Annotated in this window: 15 protein-coding genes; 11 read left to right on the forward strand and 4 right to left on the reverse strand. The window is 61.5% G+C overall.

What is annotated here, in order from left to right; all coding sequences use genetic code 11:
- The first annotated feature begins 141 nt into the window (after nucleotides 1-141).
- Nucleotides 142-1563: a 3-isopropylmalate dehydratase large subunit gene (leuC, locus tag KW841_RS06245; RefSeq protein ID WP_218474509.1), complete on the forward strand. Its 1422-nt coding sequence runs from the start codon at nucleotides 142-144 to the stop codon at nucleotides 1561-1563.
- A gap of 3 nt (nucleotides 1564-1566) precedes the next feature.
- Nucleotides 1567-2175, forward strand: a complete 609-nt coding sequence (leuD, locus tag KW841_RS06250; protein ID WP_218474511.1) for a 3-isopropylmalate dehydratase small subunit — start codon at nucleotides 1567-1569, stop codon at nucleotides 2173-2175.
- A gap of 386 nt (nucleotides 2176-2561) precedes the next feature.
- Here leuD and KW841_RS06255 read toward each other — a convergent pair whose 3' ends face one another.
- Nucleotides 2562-3476 carry a LysR substrate-binding domain-containing protein gene (locus tag KW841_RS06255; protein WP_218474513.1) on the reverse strand — a complete coding sequence of 305 codons (915 nt, stop codon included), beginning with the start codon at nucleotides 3474-3476 and terminating at the stop codon, nucleotides 2562-2564.
- 128 nt (nucleotides 3477-3604) lie between these two features.
- Between KW841_RS06255 and KW841_RS06260 the strand changes: the two genes are divergently transcribed.
- The 5 genes from KW841_RS06260 to phnX all read left to right on the forward strand — a co-directional run bounded on the left by KW841_RS06260 (nucleotide 3605) and on the right by phnX (nucleotide 9583).
- Nucleotides 3605-4942, forward strand: coding sequence for a 2-hydroxycarboxylate transporter family protein (locus KW841_RS06260; protein WP_218474515.1), 1338 nt, complete (start codon nucleotides 3605-3607; stop codon nucleotides 4940-4942).
- Nucleotides 4943-5226: 284 nt separating this feature from the next.
- Nucleotides 5227-6318, forward strand: coding sequence for an iron-containing alcohol dehydrogenase PsrA (psrA, locus tag KW841_RS06265; protein ID WP_218474516.1), 1092 nt, complete (start codon nucleotides 5227-5229; stop codon nucleotides 6316-6318).
- 129 nt (nucleotides 6319-6447) lie between these two features.
- Complete coding sequence (locus KW841_RS06270; protein WP_116582770.1) at nucleotides 6448-7743, forward strand: MFS transporter; 1296 nt, start codon at nucleotides 6448-6450, stop codon at nucleotides 7741-7743.
- 53 nt (nucleotides 7744-7796) lie between these two features.
- Nucleotides 7797-8669: a LysR substrate-binding domain-containing protein gene (locus KW841_RS06275; RefSeq protein ID WP_007980564.1), complete on the forward strand. Its 873-nt coding sequence runs from the start codon at nucleotides 7797-7799 to the stop codon at nucleotides 8667-8669.
- A gap of 86 nt (nucleotides 8670-8755) precedes the next feature.
- Entirely contained in the window at nucleotides 8756-9583 is an 828-nt protein-coding gene (gene phnX / locus KW841_RS06280) for a phosphonoacetaldehyde hydrolase (RefSeq protein ID WP_218474518.1), read from the forward strand.
- Nucleotides 9584-9624: 41 nt separating this feature from the next.
- On the opposite strand, the gene KW841_RS06285 is transcribed toward phnX, so the two are convergent.
- Nucleotides 9625-10398 (reverse strand): helix-turn-helix domain-containing protein, encoded by a 774-nt coding sequence (locus tag KW841_RS06285; protein WP_218474520.1) that lies wholly within the window; start codon nucleotides 10396-10398, stop codon nucleotides 9625-9627.
- 134 nt (nucleotides 10399-10532) lie between these two features.
- Here KW841_RS06285 and KW841_RS06290 point away from each other — a divergent pair, with 134 nt between their 5' ends.
- Together KW841_RS06290 and KW841_RS06295 are read left to right on the forward strand one after the other, a co-directional pair.
- A complete protein-coding gene (locus KW841_RS06290; protein WP_218474522.1) occupies nucleotides 10533-11762 on the forward strand; it encodes an MFS transporter in 1230 nt (409 codons plus the stop codon).
- 23 nt (nucleotides 11763-11785) lie between these two features.
- Complete coding sequence (locus KW841_RS06295; protein WP_218474524.1) at nucleotides 11786-12190, forward strand: VOC family protein; 405 nt, start codon at nucleotides 11786-11788, stop codon at nucleotides 12188-12190.
- A gap of 43 nt (nucleotides 12191-12233) precedes the next feature.
- On the opposite strand, the gene KW841_RS06300 is transcribed toward KW841_RS06295, so the two are convergent.
- The gene (locus tag KW841_RS06300) at nucleotides 12234-12836 is read right to left on the reverse strand and encodes an NADPH-dependent F420 reductase (RefSeq protein ID WP_218474526.1); all 603 of its coding nucleotides are present in this window, start codon (nucleotides 12834-12836) and stop codon (nucleotides 12234-12236) included.
- A 33-nt stretch (nucleotides 12837-12869) separates the two neighbouring features.
- On the reverse strand, nucleotides 12870-13622 hold the full coding sequence (locus KW841_RS06305) for a 3-oxoacyl-ACP reductase family protein (protein ID WP_218474528.1): 753 nt from the start codon (nucleotides 13620-13622) through the stop codon (nucleotides 12870-12872).
- Nucleotides 13623-13729: 107 nt separating this feature from the next.
- On the opposite strand from KW841_RS06305, the gene KW841_RS06310 reads away from it, so the two are divergent.
- Together KW841_RS06310 and KW841_RS06315 are read left to right on the forward strand one after the other, a co-directional pair.
- Complete coding sequence (locus KW841_RS06310; protein ID WP_218474530.1) at nucleotides 13730-14659, forward strand: LysR family transcriptional regulator; 930 nt, start codon at nucleotides 13730-13732, stop codon at nucleotides 14657-14659.
- A 186-nt stretch (nucleotides 14660-14845) separates the two neighbouring features.
- Nucleotides 14846-15670 (forward strand): response regulator transcription factor, encoded by an 825-nt coding sequence (locus tag KW841_RS06315; protein WP_218474532.1) that lies wholly within the window; start codon nucleotides 14846-14848, stop codon nucleotides 15668-15670.
- Nucleotides 15671-16092: the final 422 nt, after the last annotated feature.

Consider the following 16092-nt stretch of genomic DNA (forward strand, 5'->3'; position numbering starts at 1 on the left):
TGATTTCTTTACCCCGGGCAGCCATCAATCATTCACATAACGTGTTCAATGCCTTCACTTAATGACGCTTGATGCAGGAATCGCGACGAATATGCTGTGGGTACGTTTCCGTGATCTCGCATGACAACAAGAGCCCACACCATGCACAACCCCAGAACGCTCTACCAGAAACATATCGACAGTCACACCGTCTGCGCCCTCGACGATCAGGGCCACGTGCTGCTGTACATCGACCGCCAGGTCGCCAACGAATACACCAGCCCGCAAGCCTTCAGCGGCATGCGCGACGCAGGTCGCAAAGCCTGGCGGCCCAGCGCGACGCTGGCGGTGGTCGACCACGTCAATCCCACGGCGCCGACACGCGTTGCCGCCATGCCGGACGCCGGCGGTGCCCGCCAGGTGTCCTACTTCGAAGAAAACTGCCGCGACTTCGGCATCGAACTGTTCGATGTGCTGGACAAGCGCCAGGGCATCGAGCACGTCGTGGCCCCCGAACAAGGCTTTATCCTGCCTGGCATGGTCGTTGCCGCCGGCGACAGCCACACCACCACCTACGGCGCCCTGGGTGCCTTCGGTTTCGGCATCGGCACCTCGGAAATCGAACACCTGCTGGCCTCGCAAACCCTGGTCTACAAGTGCCTGAAGACGATGCGCGTGACGGTCAATGGCCTGCTCGGGCCTGGCGTGACGTCCAAGGACATCATCATGGCCCTGATCGAGAAAATCGGCGCTTCGGGCGCCACCGGTTACGCCATTGAGTTCGCCGGCCCGGCGATCAGCGATCTCAGCGTCGAAGCACGCATGACCATCTGCAACATGGCCGTCGAGGCCGGCGCCCGAGGCGCGTTCATGGCCCCGGATGACAAGGTCTTCGCCTACCTGCAACACAAGCCCCGTGCACCCCAGGGCCAGCTGTGGGAACAGGCCGTCGCAACATGGCGTGGTCTGCACAGCGACGATGGGGCGGTGTTCGATCGCGAAGTCACTCTGGATGTCGCGGCGCTCGAACCCATGGTCACCTGGGGCACCAGCCCCGATCAGGCCGCACCGGTGGGCGGGCATGTGCCGGACCCGGCCGCGCAGCCGGACCTGATCCTGCGCCAGGGCATGCAACGCGCCTTGAACTACATGGGCCTGGAGCCGGGCATGCCGCTCAGCGACGTGGTGATCAGCCACGCGTTCATCGGCTCGTGTACCAATGCGCGCATCGAGGACCTGCGCGACGTCGCCCGCGTCGTGCGCGGCAAACGGGTGGCGGCCCATGTCCGGGCCATGATTGTTCCCGGTTCGACCCTGGTGCGTGACCAGGCCGAAGACGAAGGGCTGGCGCAGATCTTCCTCGACGCCGGTTTTGAATGGCGCCAGTCGGGTTGCTCGATGTGCCTGGCCATGAATGACGACGTGCTCGCCCCCGGTGATCGTTGTGCATCGAGCACCAACCGCAACTTCGAAGGCCGGCAAGGCGCCGGTGCGCGCACCCATTTGATGAGCCCGGCCATGGTCGCCGCCGCAGCGATTACCGGGCACTTGACCGACGTGCGCACCTTCGCGCTGGAGGCTTGAACCATGCAACCTTTCGCTATCGTCAGCGGCAGCGCCGCCCCGCTTCTGGCCGCCAACATCGACACCGACGTGATCATGCCCAAGCAGTTCCTCAAAGGGATTGATCGCAAGGGCCTGGACAAGGGTCTGTTCTTTGACTTGAGGTTCCTTGAGTCCGGCGAACCCGATCCGGGGTTCATCCTCAACCAACCAGCCTGGAGCGAGTCTGCGTTTCTGGTAGTGGGTGCCAATTTCGGCTGTGGTTCGAGCCGCGAACATGCGGTCTGGGGGCTGAAGCAAGTGGGCATCCGCGCACTGATCGGCACCAGCTTCGCCGGCATTTTCTACGACAACTGCCAGCGCAATGGGGTGTTGGCGATTCAGCTGACCGAGGGTCAACTCAAGCAGATTGCCGCGTTGACCAGCAACCCGGCAACGGCTCGAATCAGCGTCAACCTGCCGGAACAAACCATCGAACTGGCGGACGGCAACGTGATCCCGTTCGAGATCGATGAACTGCGCAAGCAATCGTTGCTGCTGGGGCTGGATGCCATTGGCACCACGTTGCAACGGGCGGAACAGATACGCCAGTTCGAAGCCCGGCACCTGGCGGAAAATCCCTGGCTGGTCTGATAAGGATCCTGTAGGAGCGAGCCTGCTCGCGATGGTCGTTAACGATAACGCGTGCTTACCGGCTAAACGCGGCGCTCTTGAATCCATCGCGAGCAAGCTGACCTTCCTTGTAGGAGCTGCCGCAGGCTGCGATCTTTTGGCTTTTGACGGGCCCAAATCAAGATCAAAAGATCGCAGCCTGCGGCAGCTCCTACAAGGGGGGTGTGGTAGATGTAAAAAAAAGGCTGCTGGGGCTCGATGCCATTGGCACCACGTTGCAACGGGCCGAGCAGATTCCTGTGGGAGCGAGCCTGCTCGCGATGATCGTTAACGATAACGCGTGTTTACCGGCTAAACGCGGCGCTCTTGAATCCATCGTCGGATCGCCGCCCGGAGCAAGCTCGCTCCTACAGAGACAGATGACGAAAATATTCCTCGAGAAACTCGACACAAACCCGCAGCTTGGCCGACTGGCTCAGCCGTGTCGGGTATACCGCCCACACGTTGGCGCTCTGGGTGTAATCGTGCAGCACCTGCACCAGTCGCCCCTGCTCCAGCATCGGCTTCACATCCCACATTGAGCGCAACAGGATCCCGCCGCCACTCAAGGCCCACTGCAACACGATCTCGCCGTTGTTCGAGGATAACGGCCCGCTGACACGCACCGATTCTTCCTGCCCGTCCTTCGTCAGGTTCCACACGCCGAACGCGTTGTTGCGCTCCTTGAGCACCAGGCAATCGTGGTCTTTGAGGTCAACCAGCGACTGCGGCACACCGCGCCGTTCCAGGTACTCGGGCGTCGCACACAGCACCCGCCGGTTGCTCACCAGTTTGCGCCCCAGGTGCTGGCCCGGCAGGTCATCCCCCACGCGAATCTCCAGATCGAACCCCTCACCGACGATATCGACCACGCGGTCGAACACGTCCAGGCGCAATTCGAGCTTCGGATAGGTCTGCGACAGCTCGCAGATGGCCGGCGCCACATGGTTGCGGCCAAAACCGAAGCTGCTGCAGATGTGCAACGAGCCCATGGGTTGTTGCCGCGCCTCGGATATTTCGCCGACGAAATCATCGAAGTCACCCAGCAACTTCTCCGCCCACACCCGCACCCGCTCGCCGTCGTCGGTCAGCGCGATGCGTCTTGTCGTGCGGTGCAGCAGGCGGGTCGAGAGCGTGGTTTCCAGCACGGAAATGCGTTTGCTGATGTAGGCCGGCGAATACCCCAGCTCCTCGGCGGCGCTGGCGAAGCCGTTTTTGCGCACGACGGTGAGGAACACCTTGAGGTCTTCAGGCAAGGGAAATTGATCACGATTCGTGTTCATACGCCTCATACTTTTGCTGTTTATCGCGTTATTCGCGAAGGATAGCATCGATCTACCGAGTGGCAATCCATCCCCGGCTAACCGTGGTTTCTGAATCCTCGATAAAAACAACATGAGGAATGCGCGACATGAACAAGCCCTACGAGCAAACCCTTAACGCCCCCGACGGCGGTTTCGTGCAACGCCTGCGCAGCCTCTGCGCCTACGAAATCGGCGTCATCCCGCTGCCGATCTTTCTCGGCATCGCGGTCATCGTTTATCTCTCGGCCCATCTGGGCTTCCTGCCCAAGAACATGATCGGCGGGCTCGCCGTGATCATGACCATGGGCGTGTTCTTCGGCCAGCTGGGCTCGCGCCTGCCGATCCTCAAGGAAATCGGCGGCGGCGCCATCCTGTGCCTGATGCTGCCGTCGATCCTGGTGTTCTACGGCTTCTTCGGGCCGGCGACGATCGACGCCACCAAAATGCTCATGAAGGAAGCCAACTTCCTGTACTTCGTGATCGCCAGCCTGGTGGTCGGCAGCATTCTGGGGATGAGTCGTTTCATCCTGGTCCAGGGCATGCTGCGGATGTTCATTCCCCTGCTCGTCGGCACCCTGGCCGCCGTTGCCAGCGGGTTGCTGGTCGGCAAACTGGTGGGCTACAGTTTTCACCACACGTTCTTTTTCATCATCGTGCCGATCATTGGCGGCGGGATCGGCGAAGGGATTCTGCCCCTGTCGCTGGCCTACTCGTCGATCCTCGGCGGCACCCCGGATATCTACGTGGCGCAACTGGCGCCGGCCGCCGTGGTCGGCAACATCGCGGCGATCATCTGTGCCGGCTTTCTCGCGCGCCTGGCACTCAAACGCCCGAACATCAATGGCGAAGGTTCGCTGATCCGCGCCAAGGACGAGAACGATAAATTCAAGGTCAAGGAAGACACCGGCTCCCTTGTCGACTTCCGTGTCATGGGTGCAGGGGTCCTGGTGATCTGCGCATTCTTCGTCCTTGGCGGCCTGCTGGAAAAAGTCGTGGGCATTCCCGGCCCGGTGATGATGATCCTCGTGGCGGTGCTGTTTAAGTACCTTCGGGTGCTGCCGGAGAAACTCGAGAAAGGCGCCAACACCTTTTACAAGCTGGTGTCGTCGGCCTTCATCTGGCCGGTGATGATCGGCCTGGGCATGCTCTACGTACCGCTGGACAGCGTGGTGAAAGTGTTCTCGGTCGGCTATGTGCTGGTGTGCGTCTCGGTGGTGGTGTCGATGACCGTGGCCGGCTTTTTCATTGGCAACCTGATGAAGATGTACCCCATCGAATCGGCCATCGTGACCTGCTGTCACAGCGGCCTGGGCGGCACCGGAGACGTGGCGATCCTCTCGGCTTCCAACCGCATGTCGCTGATGCCGTTCGCGCAGATTTCCACGCGCATCGGCGGGGCTTCGACGGTGATTCTGGCGACGATACTGTTGCGCCTGTTTGTCTGAAGTTCTCAACACACAAACCCTGTGGGAGCGAGCTTGCTCGCGATAGCGTTGTGCCTGATACATAGATGTTGAATGTACGACTGCAATCGCGAGCAAGCTCGCTCCCACAGGAGGTGCGGTGTTCAAACTATTAGCTGAACAGAACACCGGCCCAGTGCCGGTGTTTTGCATTGTGAGGCCGTTATCGGCCCAGCCGATTCAAACCTGCGAATTATCGATTTGTGCAGCAGTCCGTGGACCGCGAGCATGGCGTCACTTCCAACAACAAAAACCAAGGACCCGCCATGACCGCCCGATTTCACAACCCAGTGGATACCCGTTTCGGCTGGGGCAGCCTGCAAGAGCTGGCCGCCATCACCGAACACCAGAACGTTGCCGTCGTGACCTTTCCCGAAGCCCGTGACCTGGGGCTGGTGGATCGCCTCCAGGCGCTGCTGGGTGAACGTCTGGTCTACGTGATCGAAGATGTCCAGCCCAATCCCGATGTCACGCAACTGCGCGCGACCTATGAACGCTTCTGGCAGGAAGCCGGCGATTGCCATGCGGTGATTGCCGTCGGAGGTGGCAGTGCCATCGACACGGCTAAAGCGTTGATTGTCGGCACCGAGTCAGGCCGCTTCGATGAGTTGCTCGCCTTGCTGGCAAGCGGCAAACCCTTCGTTCCGGTACGCAGCAAACAGCTGATCGCAGCCCCGACCACGGCAGGCACCGGCAGTGAAGTCACGCCCTGGGCCACGATCTGGGACGCGGCCAACCACAAGAAGTATTCCCTGCACCTGGACTGTACCTGGCCAAAGGTCGCGATCATCGACCCGCAATTGATGCTCACGGTGCCGGCCAGCGTCACCGTATCCACAGGCCTGGATGCCTTGTCCCACGCACTGGAATCGATCTGGAACATCAACGCCAACCCGCTTTCCGACACCTTCGCCATCTCCGCCATCGAAGACATCCTCGAATGCCTGCCCTTGCTGCGGCGTGACCTGTCCAGCCAGGAACTGCGCTCACGGATGGCCCTCGCCGCACTCAAGGCCGGCATGGCGTTCTCCAACACCAAGACCGCGCTGGCCCACTCCATTTCCTATGAGATGACCTTGCACTACGGCTTGCCCCACGGCATCGCCTGCTCCTTCACCCTGCCACTGGTACTGGGCCTTGCCTGGGGCCACGACGCAACGCGCGACAAGACCCTGCAACGGGTTTTCGGGCCAGACCTGGATAAAGCCCAGGCCCGTTTGCGCGCCTTCCTGCACAGCCTGGATGTGAAAACCGAGTTCGCCGACTACGGCGTAACGGCCGAAGAGGCACAAGCCATGATCGACTTCGCCCTGCAAGGCGCGCGCGGCAAGAACTTCATCGGCTCACGAGCGGCCTAGGGCTCGACAGCCCCCAAGACACTAGACTGCCAGCGGCGTTACGAGCCGCGACGATTTCCTGCCGCACCTGAAAAAGAGTGCACCCTGCGACGCAACTCGCAGGGAACGAACAAGAATAAGGAAAAGATCATGAATCGTGCCCAAACCATGCCAGGTCTCGCCGTACACAGCGCATCGTTTCGCGTCGCCCAGTGGCGCATGCTGCTGGCGGCCATGTTTTGCTATCTGTTTTTCTATACCGGGCGACAAACGTTCGGTTTCGCCATTCCCGGTATCCAGGCCGAGTTCGGCTTTACCAAAGAGCACCTTGGCTGGGTATCGGCCGCCATGCTCTGGGCCTACGCGATTGGCCAGGCCATCAACGGCAACCTCGCCGACAAATTCGGTGGCCGACGCATCATGACCCTGGGCGCGGTACTGTCGTGCGGCGCTAACTGGGTGACGAGCTTCGCCAGCAACTTTGCCGCGTTGATTTTGCCTTGGGGCATCAATGGCTACTTCCAGGCATTGGGCTGGGCACCGGGCAGCCGGCTGATCTCCAACTGGTGGAGCGCAGGTGAACGCGGCAAGGTCTACGGCTTCTACGTGTTCGCGGCCGGTTGCGCTTCCGTTCTTTCCTACGTGACCTCGATCGTCGTGCTGGAAGTGATGCATCTGGAATGGCGCTGGATCTTCCGCCTGCCCGTATTGCTCATGCTGGCGGGCGGCATCATCTTCTACCTGGTGGCCCGCGAGCGCCCACAAGACCTGGGATTCGAACCGCTGGCCGACACAGGCGTGGCCAACGCCGAGGACAAAAACCATGAGGTGGCGCACGGTGAAACCGAAACATCGGCGCAACGCTACAAAGCGGTACTGAAGAACTTTCGCCTGATCATCGCCGCCGTGTCCCTGGGCTTCCAGAACGCTGCCCGCTACGGTTTGATCGTCTGGGTGCCGGTGCACTTTCTGGGCGCAAACTGGAAAAGCGGCGACAGCATGATCGATCCGAAATGGATCACCGTGGCCCTTCCGGTCGGCATGGCCATCGGCGCGCTGAGCAACGGCTGGATCTCGGACAAGCTGTTCGGCTCCAAGCGCTACCTGGCGATCATGCTCTACATGTTCCTCGGTGCGGCCACCAGTCTGTGGATGTGGACCCTTGCCCCCCACAGCGCGACCGGCCTTGTGGCGTTGTTCCTCTGCGGTTTCTTCGTGTACGGCCCCGCTTCCAGCTTCTGGGCACTGTGCCCGGACCTGGTGGGCGCCAAGCGTGCCGGCACGGCGACCGGCGTGATGAACTTCTCGTCCTATCTGTTCGCCGGCCTGGCGGAACCGCTGATCGGCAGTATGCTCGACAGTACCGGCAACACCTCGCTGATCTTCATCGTGGTCACCAGCGCCTGCCTGTGCAGTGCGATTGTCGCGTTGTTCATCAGGCGTTGATTGCCGGGCACGGCAGGTTGAATCGAAGGCGCGGCTTCTGAACAGGATCGTCTATGTACCAGTACCACAAGTGGCTACGTTCATTTCATGCGGTGGCCAAGACCGGCAGCTTCACCCTCGCCGCCGAGTATTTGAGCGTCGGCCAGCCCACGGTCAGTGAGCAGGTCAATGCCCTGGAGAAGAAGTTTTCCGTGGAGCTGTTCCATCGCCGCGGCCGCTTTATCGAAATGAGTGCCGCCGGGCACCAACTCTATGCAATCACCCAGGGCCTGTTCGGCCAGGAGGATGAAGCCGTGCAACTGCTGCAGAGTTTCAAGCAACGCAAGACCGGCATGCTGCGCCTGGGCGCGGTGTCCCCGCCCATTGCGATGAACCTGACCTATGAACTGATGCAGCGACACCCGGACATCGAACTGGAAACCTCGTTTTCTCCGGAAAAAGAGACCCTGGATCGCCTGTTCAACTTCGATATCGATGTGGCGATCCTGGCCCTGTCCGAATTCGACCAGCGTTTTGACACGCAGCTTTACCGGCGCTACCCGATCATTGCGGTGGTGCGCGAGGACCATCCCTGGGCCCGACAGAAAGAAGTCCATGTCGAGCAGATCAGCGAAGAGAAATGGGTGCTGCGGGAAAAAAGCTCCCGCACTCGCCAATTGGTAGAGGAAAGCTGCAAGCGCCTGGGCGTCGCCCTCAATTGCGTCATGCAGTTGAACAGCCGCGAGGCCATCGTCCATGCCATCGCCAAGGGCATCGGTATCGGTTTCGTCTCGGCCGTCGAGTACGCCGAAACGCCCGGCACCAAACCGATCACCTTCGTCAATCACCCGTTTTCCATCGACTACCACCTGTGCTGCCTGGGCATTCGCCGAAACCGGCCGATGATCGCGGAGCTGTTCGACTCGAGCCCAACGCCGGCCACCTGATTTCGTCTCACCCTTGAGCAATCCACAGGCCTACTTCCTGGCGACAGGAGGGACGGCCTGCCCACAACAAAAAATGGAGAAACACCATGAACTACCAACAACCGACCCAACTGCAAGCCGTGGTCCTGGACTGGGCCGGCACCGTTGTCGATTTCGGCTCCTTCGCCCCCACGCAGATTTTCGTCGAGGCCTTTGCCGAGTTCGGCGTTGCCGTTTCACTGGCAGAAGCTCGGGGCCCGATGGGCATGGGCAAGTGGGATCACATCCGCACCCTGTGCAATCAGCCGCAGATCGCCGAGCGCTACCGTGCCGTGTTTGACCGCCTGCCGACCGATGACGATGTCACCGCACTGTACGAACGCTTCATGCCGCTGCAGATCGAGAAAATCGCCCTGCACTCGGCCCTGATTCCCGGCGCCCTGAACACCATCGATGCCTTGCGCGACAAGGGCCTGAAAATCGGTTCCTGCTCCGGTTACCCGGCCGTGGTCATGGAAAAGGTGGTCGAACTGGCGCGGCACAATGGCTACGTGGCGGACCATGTGGTGGCCACCGACGAGGTGCCGAACGGCCGCCCCTACCCGGCCCAGGCCCTGGCCAACGTGATTGCCCTGGGGATCAGCGACGTCGCCGCCTGCGTCAAGGTCGACGACACCTGGCCCGGCATTCTCGAAGGCCGGGCCGCCGGGATGTGGACGGTCGCGCTGACCTGCTCGGGCAATGCCCTGGGCTTGACCTACGAGCAATACAAGGCCCTGCCTTCCGACAGGCTGGACAGTGAGCGGGCCCGCATTGTCAAGATGTTCGAAGGCTCCCGCCCGCACTACCTGATCGACACCATCGTCGATCTGCCGGCGGTCATCGAAGACATCAATGCCCGACTGGCGCGGGGTGAAACACCGCAAGGATCCTGAACGGATTCAGGCGTCAAGCGGCCGTCCCACGGGCGGCCGCCTCACCTGAAAAAATCACTCGGCGTCTTGCCGAACTGCTTCTTGAACATGGTGGTGAACGCGCTCGGGCTGTCGTACCCCAGCTCCCCGGCGATGTCGATGATCTTCTCCCCGACGGCGATGCGTTCCAGCGCCAGCAACAGTCGCGCTTGCTGGCGCCATTGGCCGAAGGTCATGCCGGTTTCCTTGCGGAAGCGGCGCTGGATGGTTTTGGCGTCGAGGCTCAATCGCTCGCTCCAGTCCGACAAGGTCGAGCCGTCGCCTGGGTCTTGCTGCAATGCGCTGCAGATCTGGTTGATCCGTTGATCGGTGGGCTGCGGCAGGTTCAATGGCAAGGTCGGCAGGATCGTCAGTTCATCCAGGATCAGCCGCAGCACCCGGGCTTCCCGCGAGTCCGGATCGCAATTGAAATCGAAATCCACCGAGACCTTGATCAGCTCACTGAGCAATGCGGACACACTCACCGCGCGGGTTTCGCCGGGCAGGTCCGGGCTCGCATCGGGATGCACAAACACGCTGCGCATCTTGATCGGCCCCACGCAGCGAATCGAGTGCACTTCCCCACTCGGCATCCAGATGCCACGGCTCGGCGGCACTGTCCATTGGCTGGTGGCGGCGTGCACCACCATCACGCCTTCGATGGCATAGATCAGTTGATGCTTTTCATGGGAATGCGGTGCGATAAACCAGTTTTCCGGGTAGTCGGTCGCACTGCTGCGAACGCTCCAGCCGCCCTGGTCGATCTCCGCAAGAAATGTCTGCAATGGCTTGATCATGACGCCCTTTTTGCGATGGTCGGCGCCCGAGTTGCGCGAGACGGGCGACCTTATGGGCCATAGGATAACGCCGAACCCTGTAATTGGCTGCGCCTTGCGTTCGCGGCTCGCGTTTTTTATCCGGAAACCCGCCCATGTCGACCACCACCCTCAGCTCGCCCTCACCCGCCGTCTCGGTCGCCAGCCAGGCCAGCCCCCTGGTCATGCGCGTCATCGGCGCCTGTGCGTTGGCGCACCTGATCAACGACCTGATCCAGGCCGTGCTGCCGTCGATCTATCCGATGCTCAAGGCCAGCTATGGCCTGAGCTTCACCCAGGTCGGCCTGATCACCCTGACCTTCCAACTCACCGCCTCATTGCTGCAACCCTGGATCGGCTTCTACACCGACCGTCATCCAAAACCGTGGCTGCTGCCGGCCGGCATGGTCTGCACCCTGATCGGTATCCTGATGCTGTCGATAGTCGGCAGCTTCCCGGCGATTCTCGTGGCCTCGGCGCTGGTGGGGGTTGGCTCGTCGACCTTTCACCCGGAGACCTCGCGGGTGGCGCGCCTGGCCTCGGGCGGTCGCTACGGCCTGGCACAGTCGACCTTTCAGGTCGGCGGCAACGCCGGCAGCGCCTTCGGCCCCTTGCTGGCCGCCGCGATCATCATTCCCTATGGCCAGGGCAACGTCGCCTGGTTCGGCCTGTTCGCGGTGTTCGCCATCCTCGTGCTGTACGGCCTGAGCCGCTGGTATCGCAATCACCTGAACCTGTTCAAGCTCAAGCAAGGCAGCCAGGCCACCCACGGCCTTTCGAAACGGCGGGTGACCTTCGCTCTGATCGTGTTGGCGCTGTTGGTGTTTTCCAAATACTTCTACATGGCCAGCTTCACCAGTTACTTCACCTTCTACCTGATCGAGAAATTCGACCTGTCGGTGGCCAGTTCGCAGCTGTACCTGTTCCTGTTCCTCGGTGCCGTCGCGGCGGGCACCTTCTTTGGCGGCCCGATCGGCGACCGGATCGGCCGCAAGCAGGTGATCTGGTTCTCGATCCTCGGCGCAGCGCCGTTCACCCTCGCCCTGCCCTACGTCGACCTGTTCTGGACGGGCGTGTTGAGCATGATCATCGGCTTCATCCTCGCCTCCGCATTCTCGGCCATCGTAGTCTTCGCCCAGGAACTGGTGCCCGGCAACGTCGGCATGATCGCCGGGGTGTTCTTCGGCCTGATGTTCGGTTTCGGCGGGATCGGTGCTGCGCTGCTCGGGCACCTGGCCGATATCCATGGCATCGAGTACGTGTACACGCTGTGTTCGTTCCTGCCGCTGCTGGGAATTCTGACCATACTGTTGCCGTCTACCAGCAAACGCCCCTCGGGAGCGTGAATGGCCATCAGGAGGAACACCCCATGAAAATCGTAGTCACCAGCGTACTCGTCGATGATCAGGCCAAGGCACTGGCGTTCTACCGGGATATCCTCGGCTTTGAACTCAAGCATGACATTCCCATGGGCGAACATCGCTGGCTGACGCTGACCTCGCCTGGCGATCCCGATGGCGTCGAGCTGCTGCTGGAGCCCAATGCCCACGGCGCGGCAAAAATCTTCCAGAGCGCGATCAAGCAGGACGGCATTCCCTGCACGTTTTTCGGCGTCGAGGACGTGCAGGCCGAGTACGCCCGGCTCAGCGCCGCCGGGGTTCAGTTCACCCGCCCACCGACGGTGATGGGACCGGTCACCCTCGCGGTACTGGACGACACCTGCGGCAATCTCATCCAGATCGTGCAGCACAACTCAACCACTGACGGCAGCTGAGCGCTGATGGCGGTTCGACCGTGGAAGGCACGCCTGAATCTGGTCAGACAAACCTGACCAGATTGAGTGCCGGCAAAGGTCCGCCAGGAAACTGCACCAGCCGGGCGCCGACGTCGAGCATCCCCAGGTCGATGCCGAAGAAGCCCAGGCGGTTGATCAAGCCACCGACCGTCTCCCTGGCTTGCGGGTCATCGCCGGAGAAAAACAGCACGCGGCGCCCGCCTTCCCTCCCCGGGTCGGCGCTAATCAGCTGCGGTTGCAGGTGATTGAATGCCTTGACCACCCGGGCACCGGGTACCAGCTCGGAGAACACCGCGCTGGAAGTCCGGCCATGCAGATCGACACCCTTGAACAGCGGCGCTTCGATCGGGTTGTTGGCATCGATCACGATCCGCCCGGCGAAGTCCGGCAGCCCTGCCAGTGCTGCCGGCAACTTCGACCAGTTCACCGCGACCAGCACGATCGGCTGTGCGGCGGCCTCCTCCCGGGTGCCGGCCTTGACCAGCGGCCCCAGTTCCCTGACCCGCTCAACCAGCGACGCCGGGCCACGGCTGTTGGAAAGGATGACGCTGATCCCCTTGCTTGCCGCTGCCCGGGCAAATGCACTGACTATAGCCCCCGCGCCGATCACACCGATAGTGGTCATGGTGAAAATTCCTCGTTCAATGAAAGAAATGGATCAAGCCGTGAAACCGCCGTCCGCGACGATGTCAGCGCCGGTGATAAAGGCCGCTTGGGGGCCGGCGAGGAAGGCCACGAGGCTGGCAATTTCGTGGGGCTGGCCGTAGCGGCCAACAGCGATGCCGGGCTTGACGAAATCGCTGACCGCGCCGCCATCCGGGTTCATGTCGGTATCGGTCGGGCCCGGATGCACGGTGTTGACCGTGATGCCTTTTGGTCCCAGGTCACGCACCAGGCTGCGGTTGAAACCGGTGATCGCGCCTTTGGTCAGGGTGTACAGAGAGGCAGTGGGGAATGCGGCATAACGGGTCATCGACGAACCGATATGGATGACGCGGCCGCCGTCCTTCATCTGGCGCACGGCTTCCTGGGTGGCCACGAACACGCCGGTGACGTTGACCGCGATCATGCGCTGGTAGGTTTCGAACTCGATGTCTTCGATCGGGCCGCCGAGGGCCAGGCCGGCATTGTTGACCAGAATGTCGATGCGCCCAAAGGTGTCGACGGTTTGCGCAACCGCCGCACGCATCGCTTGCGGTTCACCGGCATCCGCCGCAATCGCAATAGCGCGGCCGCCTTCGCTGGCAATGGCCTGCACCACTTCCCGGGCCTTGTCCGGCGAGGCGCTGTAGGTCAGTGCCACCTGCGCACCGTCGGCGGCCAGGCGCCTGGCAATGGCCGCGCCGATCGAACGCGAGCCGCCGGTAACCAGGGCAACTTTTCCTGCAAGCGGGGGGGTTTGGGTGGTCATGTTGGATTCACTCTCGGGTTAAGGTGAAATCATCATGGCCGCGCCAATACTTAATGATTAGAGTGCAATGACTTAAATCACTTTCAAGTATTCGTATCAGGTGAGCGATGGAAACCCTGGCCAATCTGGAGTCTTTTGTCCGTAGCGCGCAGGCCGGCAGCTTTTCAGCCGCTGCCCGTCATCTCGCCCTGACGCCTGCCGCTGTCAGCCGCAATGTGGCGATGCTTGAACGCAACCTTGGCGTCCGGTTGTTCCATCGCTCGACCCGCAAGCTGACATTGACCGAAGCCGGCGAGCACTTCCTGGAGTCCATCGGCGGCAACCTCGACGCTTTGCAACACGCGATCAGTTCAGTGGCGACCGATCAGGGCGAACCTTGCGGGCAACTGAAGGTGAGCATGGCGCCAACCTTTGGCATCAGCCACGTGCTGCCCCTGCTGCCGGCGTTTCTGGCCCGTTATCCGTTGATTCGCCCGGAATGGCATTTCGAGAACCGCCAGGTAGACCTGATCGCCGATGGTTATGACGTGGCCATCGGCGCTGGCTTTGAGCTGGCTCAAGGCGTCATTTCACGACCGTTGGCCCCTGCTCACGTCATCGCTGTCGCTTCACCGGATTACCTGCGGGGCCGTCCTGTACCCGCGACCCCGGACGCACTCGAAGACCTTGAAGGCATCTTGATGCGATCCCCCCAGACCGGTCGGGTACGTTATTGGAGCATGCGCAACAAGGCCGGCGTGGAAGTGCCCGCGCAAGTCAGGGAAAGCATCATCCTCAACGATCCCGTTGCCGTGCGCGAGGCGGTATTGCTGGGGCTTGGCGTAGGGTTTCTCGCCGTGGCGGATGTGCAAGGCTGGATCGAACGCGGCGATCTGCTGCGCCTGGTGCCGGACTGGTACGCCGATGCCGGCACCATTTCCATGTACTTCGCCACACGCGCCCTCATGCCGGCCAGGACCCGGGCGTTCATCGACTTCGTCAGCGAGGCATTTGAACAGCGACAACTGGCGCGCAGGTTTTCCGGGGGCGAGGGTTGAGCTCAGGGAAAGCCACCTGTGCTCCTGATCATTTCTGCTACCAACCCTGTAGCACTCGGTAACACCCGGCCCCAATGCGGTGCGTCTTTCAAACGCCTTGCCGTCCGCCACCCCGCTCCACACGGGGCCACCCGCCATGGCGTACTTTGTGCATCCAATGGCCATCCTCTTCTGCCTGTAGCCGCCATGCGCCCCAAGGAACTGAAACTCTGGACCACCGGAGTCGCCCACCTGCTCAACCTGCCTGCCGGGCATGCGCGGCTGTCGGGGTTGAGCCACTGGCTTCGACAAATCTGCCCGGTCGATCATTTCGTGTTGTTTGTCTACGAAGGCAATCACCGGCCACTGGCGTTGTTCGATACGTTTTCGGCGGACAAGCGCGCGGTGTACGTCGACGACTACCAGTGCGGGCCATACCTGCTCGATCCGTTCTACCTGGCCTGCACCCGTGGCCAGGCACCGGGACTGTGGCGTCTGCGCCAGTTCGCCCCCGACCATTTCTACCTTGGCGAATACTTCCTGACCTATTACCAGCAAACGGGGCTGGCCGAGGAAGTGGCGTTTTTCGTCGACCTCGGTGGTGGCGCCATGGCGGTGTTGTCGCTGATGCGCTCCAGTGCCAGTTGCGCCTTCAGCCGGGACGAAATGCAGCTCGTCGAGTGCGCGCAAGCGGTGGTCGAGCAAGTCATCAATGAAGCCTGGCGCTTGCGCCAGGCCCAACAACCGCGACCGGCGCAAGACCTGGACTTCAAGATCCGCGAAGCCTTCGACCAATTCGGCGCACACATCCTCACCGGGCGCGAGCAGGAGATTGTCCAGCTATTGCTACGCGGCCACTCCAGCGCCTCGGTGGCCGAACAACTGAACATCAGCCCCGGCACGGTGAAGATTCACCGCAAGAACATCTACGCCAAGCTGGGGATTGGCAGCCAGTCGGAGTTGCTGGGGTTGTTCATTCGGGAGTTGACGGAGGACCCGTTACAGGCGCCCGGCCTCAGGCTGCAAGCCTGATACCCGTTGGTATACGCATATTCCTGTGGGAGCGAGCTTGCTCGCGATTGCGGCCATACATTCAACATCCATGTGTCTGACATACCGCCATCGCGAGCAAGCTCTCTCCCACAGGTCTATCGGTGATCCGGAGATTGTGGTCAGCGCGAATCAAGCTGATCCTGCTCCCCTGGGCTCAAGCTGCAAGCCTGATACCTGTCGGTAAGCAAAAAACCCTGTGAGAGCAAGCTTGCCCGCGATAGCGGCAGCACATTCAACATTGATGTGTCTGACATACCGCCATCGCGGGCAAGCTCGCTCCCACAGGTCTGTCGGTGATCCGGAGATTGTGGTCAGCGCGAATCAAGCTGATCCTGCTCCCCTGGGCTCAAGCTGCAAGCCTGATACCTGTCGGTAAGCAGAAAACCCTGTGGGAGCGGGCT

Source organism: Pseudomonas sp. PDM28 (assembly GCF_019219115.1).
GTDB classification, from domain to species: Bacteria; Pseudomonadota; Gammaproteobacteria; order Pseudomonadales; family Pseudomonadaceae; genus Aquipseudomonas; species Aquipseudomonas laurylsulfatiphila.